Origin of the sequence: Paenibacillus sp. LK1 (genome assembly GCF_002750415.1) — a bacterium.
Lineage (GTDB): Bacteria > Bacillota > Bacilli > Paenibacillales > Paenibacillaceae > Paenibacillus > Paenibacillus taichungensis.
The window spans coordinates 148051-155582 of the sequence record NZ_PEII01000017.1 but is presented as its reverse complement, the minus strand read 5'-3'; the positions used below and the strand labels follow the sequence as shown (position 1 = coordinate 155582).

The 7532-nt window shown below is 41.7% G+C and carries 5 protein-coding genes; 3 read left to right on the top strand and 2 right to left on the bottom strand.

What is annotated here, in order from left to right:
* The first annotated feature begins 736 nt into the window (after nucleotides 1-736).
* Nucleotides 737-2500, top strand: a complete 1764-nt coding sequence (locus tag CS562_RS29070) for a methyl-accepting chemotaxis protein (protein ID WP_409347644.1) — start codon at nucleotides 737-739, stop codon at nucleotides 2498-2500.
* 308 nt (nucleotides 2501-2808) lie between these two features.
* Here the strand turns inward: CS562_RS29070 and CS562_RS29065 are convergent, their stop codons facing one another.
* Together CS562_RS29065 and CS562_RS29060 are read right to left on the bottom strand one after the other, a co-directional pair.
* Nucleotides 2809-3888, bottom strand: a complete 1080-nt coding sequence (locus tag CS562_RS29065) for a hypothetical protein (protein WP_099859044.1) — start codon at nucleotides 3886-3888, stop codon at nucleotides 2809-2811.
* A gap of 187 nt (nucleotides 3889-4075) precedes the next feature.
* Nucleotides 4076-4243, bottom strand: a complete 168-nt coding sequence (locus tag CS562_RS29060; RefSeq protein ID WP_064506465.1) for a DUF3934 family protein — start codon at nucleotides 4241-4243, stop codon at nucleotides 4076-4078.
* A gap of 311 nt (nucleotides 4244-4554) precedes the next feature.
* On the opposite strand from CS562_RS29060, the gene licT reads away from it, so the two are divergent.
* On the top strand, nucleotides 4555-5415 hold the full coding sequence (gene licT / locus CS562_RS29055; protein ID WP_076291678.1) for a BglG family transcription antiterminator LicT: 861 nt from the start codon (nucleotides 4555-4557) through the stop codon (nucleotides 5413-5415).
* 184 nt (nucleotides 5416-5599) lie between these two features.
* A complete protein-coding gene (locus CS562_RS29050; protein ID WP_099859042.1) occupies nucleotides 5600-7498 on the top strand; it encodes a beta-glucoside-specific PTS transporter subunit IIABC in 1899 nt (632 codons plus the stop codon).
* Nucleotides 7499-7532 lie beyond the last annotated feature (34 nt).

Below are 7532 nucleotides of genomic sequence, written 5' to 3'. Positions count from 1 at the left end.
TGTTTCTCGTGTTTTCTTGGCCGGATTAATAATATAACATGTTCTAATACTAATTACAACCCATATTATAAATTAATTTTATTCACTACATTGGGTTGATCTACTCTCCTATTATAAATGCACTCCAGCAGTTGTTAAGCCAACGGAATCTACAGAACCGCTCTTTGAGTTTTATGGGACAGCCTCTATTGGTTGTCATCCTAACGCCTAAGCTCTAATGAACAGTTTGTTTCGTAGTGCCGAGAAAACTTCTCCTCATTAATGTCATTACTTATAAAGCTAGCTTCGTCTATTTACTGCTGCTTTCATTACAGTAATAGGATATTGTTCAGTGATCTTTCCGATATTCGTAAAGCCTCGTTTAGAGTCATTTTTGCGTATTAATGTATTTCATATATGCGCATATCTTAATTTCAACAGAAATCCCTCTTTCCTTTATGTATATACATGTTAGGCACAATTCACTTCTTAAAATGAAGGGGTCTTATTCTTTGGGGCATTTAATTTCCACAATCTTTAATGAAATTCCCCTTATGAATTTGCGCATTTTTTAATAATGAACACAATAATGAAAGAAATGAGGGAAATTCTGAAAACCTTGGTACTAAAGCATCATTTTCATTCAAAAACTAACATTAGTCTAACCCTATTACGATATATCACATGGATACAAAGCACCATACGTAGAGCGAACACGCATCCAGATGGTCACAATTAGAAAAAGGAGTGAACTATGTTGTTAAATAAGATAAGGTGGAGTACTCTTCCCTTCTTTGCTAAAAATCTCGTTATTTCATTCGGCAGCATTATGTTGATTGGGGTTATTCTGATTACTGCGGGATATCAACTGCAAAAGAATATTTTGAGTCAACAACTGTACGAGCAGGCTGAAGTTACAACACAGAAATGGTTTGAAGATCTGGATACAGACAAAGTACTTGAAGCAGTACAAGAGAAAAGTTATTCTGGACCTGTTCAGAAAGAATTAAGAGATTACCTGGATTCCATCCACGAGCTATATCCTAATATTGCACAAGCCTATATCTTCGGCACTGAACTGAAGGAAGGAAATCAAACGTCCATCATTGCGATTCCTACTAATTTGTTGGGGCCTTTTGAAGAAAGCAATATGGCAGCAGGTTCAATGTATCCATTACCACAGAAAAACGTTATAGCTCTTGAAGGTATGAAAAACGACGAGGAACCTGCATTAAGCAGCTTTTATACGGACGAATACGGTACTTGGACTACGATTATGTACCCTATTAAAAATGCCGAAGGAAAAATGTACGCCGCACTTTACTTCGACGTTGATGCAAACGCAGTTCCAAAAGGACTTCATAAGCTGATTACATACAGTAGTATTTTCCTTATCGGTTTCCTGATCCTGTTTATGGTACTGCAGTACATCCTATTGAAGAAAACACTTAAGCCAATCCGGGACCTTATGAAGGGGATTGAGACTGCAAGCGCAGGCAATCTGGATGTAACCATTCAAACCGGACGGGATGATCTGGGCATTATCAATGAAAAATTCAATACGATGATTCAGCGATTCAATGACACGATGTTCAAAGTCCAAACGACATCCTATCACCTCTCTGACTCATCCAAGAAATTATTAGATATTTCCGAGAAAAATAATGATAATATCCAGATGATCAGCAGCAATATCCGGGACATCTCTCACGGCCTTCGCTCCCAGGATCAGGCCAGCGTGGAAAGTGCCCGAGCAATGACAGAAATGTCTACCGTTGTGCAGACGATTGCCAGCAGTTCTGCAGATGTAGCGGATGAGGCATTAAGCATGGAACAACGTTCCAATACAGGTCATGAGATTATGCAACAAGTGGTTGAGCAGATGAGACTCATCTCTGGTGCGGTGAAGCACACGTCGGAATCGATACAGTCTCTGGAAAGCCGCTCCAACGAAATTAGCAGCATCGTAAATATGATTACACAAATTGCAGATCAGACTAATTTGCTCGCCCTGAATGCTTCCATTGAGGCGGCTCGTGTAGGTGAGGAAGGAAAAGGGTTTGCGGTTGTCGCAGGGGAAGTCCGCAAACTCGCTGAACAGTCCCAGGATTCTGCCAAACAAATCCGTACCTTAATTGATGGCATTCAGCGCGATATCCTTCAATCTTCCGAAGCCATGCAGCTTGGCTCCCAAGAAGTGGAGAAGGGATCTCAGGTCACTATGGAGACGGGGCAATTCTTTGAAGATATTCTGACAGCTACGAACAAAGTCGCTAACCAAATTCAGGATATCTCCAGCTCCACCGAAGAAATATCCGCCAGCACACAGGAAATGTCCGCTACTGCGGATGAGTTGTCTGCGAGCGTCAGCAAAGCAGCACATAGCAGCAAACAGATTGAGCAATCCATTGCCGAACAGGAATCATCCATGGCTTCCATTGTTGCAGCCTCTGATGAACTCTCGGCTGTATCGGGCCAATTGCAAGAACTGATCTCCTTCTTTAAAGTAAGGGCCAACTAGAGCTGAATACCAAGTAAACAATAAGAACGTTAATAACAAAAAACCAAGATGCTTGAGGGTACCTCTGCGTCTTGGTTTTTTTGTTATTCGTTTAATATGATGCGCTTGCGATAAAATAAAAAGAGACCATCCCTGTATTCAGGTCAGTTCCCTTCTCTACTCTATCTCGTGCCCATTTAAACGGACTTGTCACTTGAAGTTTCGGAGTCATCTTCTTTCATTCAAGCTGCTATATAATAGACTGTATTACAGATTTAAGAGATCTTATCCAGATATCGGGTGGGCAGATCTCTTATACCTTTATAACTTCACCTTTTATTTTCCTTGTAGGTACTTGTATATCTCTGATACTCATTCTTTACCCGATCATATCGACCCTCACCCGTATAGAACACGATCTCTACAAAATGATCCTGAGCTTCTAAAATGGTGTGTAGCTGGACAATCTTACGTTTATTTACTACTTGGTACCCTTCCATCTGAATCCCCTTCAAACCATTGATTTCAACAGGCGTGCGTTCTGGAACGAGAATGGAGTTCTCTGGATCAGCATACGTTTCAGCGACATAACGTCCATACTCCTCTAACGTTAGATCGGAATCAGATTCTTCCTTTGGTTCGAGATATATCGACATGTAATCATTGTTTGCCTGGAGAGAGATATCCAGATCTGAACCCCGTAATTCAAAATCTTGAACTTCCCAATTAGATGGAGTACGGATCTGGAATTGAGAATATTTTCCCTGATGCGATGTAAGATCCGTCGATGAAAGGACAAGGTCTGATGGTTCATCATTCAATATCCGAAATTGTTGAGACATTTTTTCGAAAAATTCCCGGTCTGCTAACGTAAATTCATACATCGATGTATATGTAATGATATAAAAATGGTGGTTACTTTCTAGGTATGCTGTAATGTACCCGAATTGATTCCTCTCATAACTGGTTCTTCCTTCTTTTACGTAAGCCTCCTTTTTATCAATAGTTAGATTGCTGGTTCTGATGATCTCATCTTTCTTTCTCTTTGGGCCTTGTGTGGATTCAATATTTTTCTTGTGGATTGCCATGTAATCAGTCAATGACGTATCCGGTAAGTAGTCTGCCCGGTTCACTCGGTCGATTCGGATGGACTTCGTTCGATCCACTGTCGCTAACTTCAATAGTGATGGATTAGTAAGTTCTGTTGAAACCTTCCAATCCGAAGAGAGGGTTATCTCCACTTCCTTGTTCTTAGAAAACATTGTTACAGGTGTTTCATTAACCGTCTTTTCCGAAGAAATGGATTTGGAGACCGCAGGAGTATTGGGAATACCAGACGAAGAACTGCACGCAGTAAGCGTAACAACCATAAACAGATTAATTGTGAGTATCATTCTTTTATTGGACAATGACAAATCTCCTTTGTTCTAGGTAGTATGTCGACACTACACAGGGGTAATTTACCATTTATATCGGCAATTTGGATATCACTTATTAGGCTCTGTTAAGCATAATTTTTTTAACGCATCAAGCCCAAAAAAAAGAGAGCTGCCCTGTTTCAGGTCAGATCTCTTCTCCAACTTATCTTGTGCCCACTTACTGGGACTTGTCACTTGGCGTTTCGGCATCGGTTTTATTCTTTGTACCTTTACTTTTATAAGGCTTCGGGGCACTTTTCGCCCGGTTAGCGGCGGCTTGCCAACGATTCCAGCCCTTTTTGCCAGTACCACGGCCGGTGCCACCTTTTCCTTTTGCTTTGCTCATGTTATCACTCCAATAATCCTGTATATGCTTAAAAATGACCGTCCTCGGTAACTTATTATGCAACCCAGCCCATCTTCTTCACTTCCAGCTTTCTTATTATAACAAAAATTGACGTCTTTACGTTCATTTCCATAAATCATTGTATTGTTATTCTGTTATGAAAGCGGTATAGTGGACATAATTGAAAGAGGAAGCTGTGTCTTCTTCGGGATTGTTACTGGTAAGCAGGCGATACCCAAACAAAAGGCTGTCTAATAAGCCTTTGTTTGGGTTTTTTGTTATTATTACGAGCTATTGAGGTGAACACATACATGATCATCCGACAGATTTTCAACAACAACGTCATTCGCGCCGAGAATCAGGTAGGCCAAGAGTTTGTTGTCATCGGCAACGGTCTGGGCTTCAAGAAGAAGAATGGACAGCCCGTGGATGAGGATAAAATCGAGAAAACCTTTGTGCTGAAATCGGATAAAATACCGCAAAAATTGATTGACCTGATCGGTGAAACATCGGTTGAATATTTAAAATTGGCTGACGAAATTGTAGGCTATGCCAAAAAGGAAATGGGCGATATTTTTAGTGATAATATCTATATATCATTGATCGATCATATTCAGTTTGCCATTACCCGGTACCGTAAATCCGTCGGGCTGAAGAATTCCCTTTTATGGCAAATCAAGAAATTTTACAAAAAGGAATTTTGGATTGGCATGAATGCCGTGAATCTGATTCAGGAACAATTCGGCATCCAAATGGATGAGCATGAGGCCAGCTTTATTGCCATGCACTTTGTCAACGCCCGGCAAGATGGTCAGGGTATGAAACAAACGGTTGAAATTACCGAGGTTATTGATGATATTTTCAATATTGTCACCAATCATTACCACATTGCCCTGGATGAAAATTCATTTAATTATTCCCGGTTTATTACCCATCTGCAATACTTTGTACAAAGAATGCTGAGTAATGAACAAGAGCAATTTGCATCGGGTGATAACTTCCTGTATGAGCAGGTTAAAGACAAATATGCCAAGGCTTTTCAGTGTACACAATTGATTAATCAATACCTTGAAGAGAAGTTTGAAAGCGCCATGTCCATTGATGAAAAAGTGTATTTGACGATCCACATCCACCGTGTCACTTCACGTAACGAAATGCTGGACGCTGAATAAAAAAAGCTTGCAAACGATTTCGGCGTCATTTATAGTAGGTCTCACAACTTAACGACAAGGATTGTTACTGGTAAAGCAGGCGATACCTAAATGATTGGCAACGGGTCATTTTTCTGATGATCATAGCCATTCGTTTAGGTATTTTTTTGTTTTCAGGCAATCTTAACAACAAAGGAGAATGAACATGGATCATAAAAAAATGGGGGATGACATCGTTCGCCTCGTCGGCGGAGAAGCCAATATTAACGGGCTTGTCCACTGTGCAACCCGGCTGAGATTCGATCTGAAGGATTCGAAAAAGGCAGAACGAGAAACGCTCGAGAAACACGATGGTATCATTACCGTTGTCGAAAGCGGTGGACAGTTCCAGGTCGTCATTGGCAGCAATGTGGCTCATGTATATGCAGAGATCATGAAGAACAGAGATTTTGGAGGAGATTCTTCCTCATCCGCTGAGTCTACAGGAGAAAAAACCTCGGTATTATCCAAAGTCTTTGAAATTATATCCGGAAGTTTCTCACCGTTAATCCCGGCCATGGCAGGATCAGGTATGTTAAAAGCTTTGCTGACTGTCCTGACCATGCTTGGATGGATGTCTGATACAAGTGACACGTACCTGATTCTATCTGCTGCCGGCAACGCAGTCTTTTATTTCTTACCTATCTTCCTCGGTATCACACTTGGTATGAAACTGAAAGCCAATCCTTATGTAGCCGGGGTAATTGGTGCCGCCCTGATGGAGCCGAACTTTACCGGACTGATGGATAAAGGCTCGGATGTATCGTTCCTTGGCATACCGGTTGTCATGATGAATTATTCAGCCAGCGTGTTCCCGATCTTCATATCGATCAGCATCTACGCTGTACTTGACAAACTACTGAAGAAAATCATTTTGAAAGATCTGCAATTGTTCCTGGTACCAATGATTGCACTGATGATTATGGTTCCTTTGTCCGCAATGGCCTTCGGACCATTTGGCACCACGGTAGGTGACTGGATTTCCTCCGGCGTAACTTGGCTTATTGGCGTCAGCGGTATTTTGTCAGGAATTGTACTGGGTGGATTCATGACCTTCATGGTTGTCTTCGGACTCCACTGGGGCTTCACACCAATCACGATTCAGAATATCGGGGTTGGCGGCGATCCAATTGAAGCTATGGCTGCTGCAGCCGTGTTTGCACAAATTGGTGTAGCATTTGGTATTTTCCTGAAAGCCAAAAAGAACAAAACCCTGAGAACCCTTGCAGGCTCCACCAGCCTCACCGGTTTACTTGCAGGTGTCACTGAACCGATCGTATACGGTCTGATCTTGCGTTATAAACGAGTGATTCCTATCGTTGTCATTGCAGGTGCGATCGGCGGTGCCATTAATGGTCACTTCGGTGTTAAAATGACTGCTTATGTGTTCCACAATATATTTGCCATTCCTGTCTATACACCAACGGTTGTATACGTGATTGCGATCGCCTGCTCCTTTGCTGTAGCAGCGGTATTAACCGTGATGTTCGGATATGAAAGCAAAAGCAAAGACACAGCTTCCGACAAAAATGAATCTGTCTCCAATACTTCGACTGAAAGTACACCGGAAGAACTTCCTGTAGTACCTGAGACCAAAACAACAGAAATCAAGAAGGAACAAATTTATAGTCCTCTTACAGGTAAAGCTGTAGCCTTAAGCACCATTAACGACCCTGCTTTCTCAACAGGTGCCATGGGCAAAGGATTGGCGATTGTTCCTGAGTTTGGTGAAGTCGTCGCTCCCGTGGATGGCGTTGTAACTTCACTCTTCCCAACTGGACATGCCATTGGATTAACGACCAACGCAGGTACCGAGATTTTGATTCACATTGGTATTAACACGGTGGCGCTGAAGGGAAAACATTTCAATCCTGTCGTTCAGGAAGGCGATATCGTTAGACAAGGCGATCTGTTGATCCAATTTGAAATCGATAAAATTAAAGAAGCCGGATACGAAACGGTGACTCCTGTCATTGTTACTCTTACGCAGCAGGAAGTGGATGTATTCGAAACGACTCAAGAGCATGTACAGAAAAACGATGTCCTGTTGACTTTGGTTGTCTAACTCAACTCATATCATATGTATTCAATTTAGGAGG

Excerpts from the sequence above, each read along its gene's own strand:
- licT (WP_076291678.1), top strand. The coding sequence starts at position 4,555 with ATGATCATCCGACAGATTTTCAACAACAACGTCATTCGCGCCGAGAAT.
- CS562_RS29050 (WP_099859042.1), top strand. The coding sequence starts at position 5,600 with ATGGATCATAAAAAAATGGGGGATGACATCGTTCGCCTCGTCGGCGGA.
- CS562_RS29060 (WP_064506465.1), bottom strand. The coding sequence starts at position 4,243 with ATGAGCAAAGCAAAAGGAAAAGGTGGCACCGGCCGTGGTACTGGCAAA.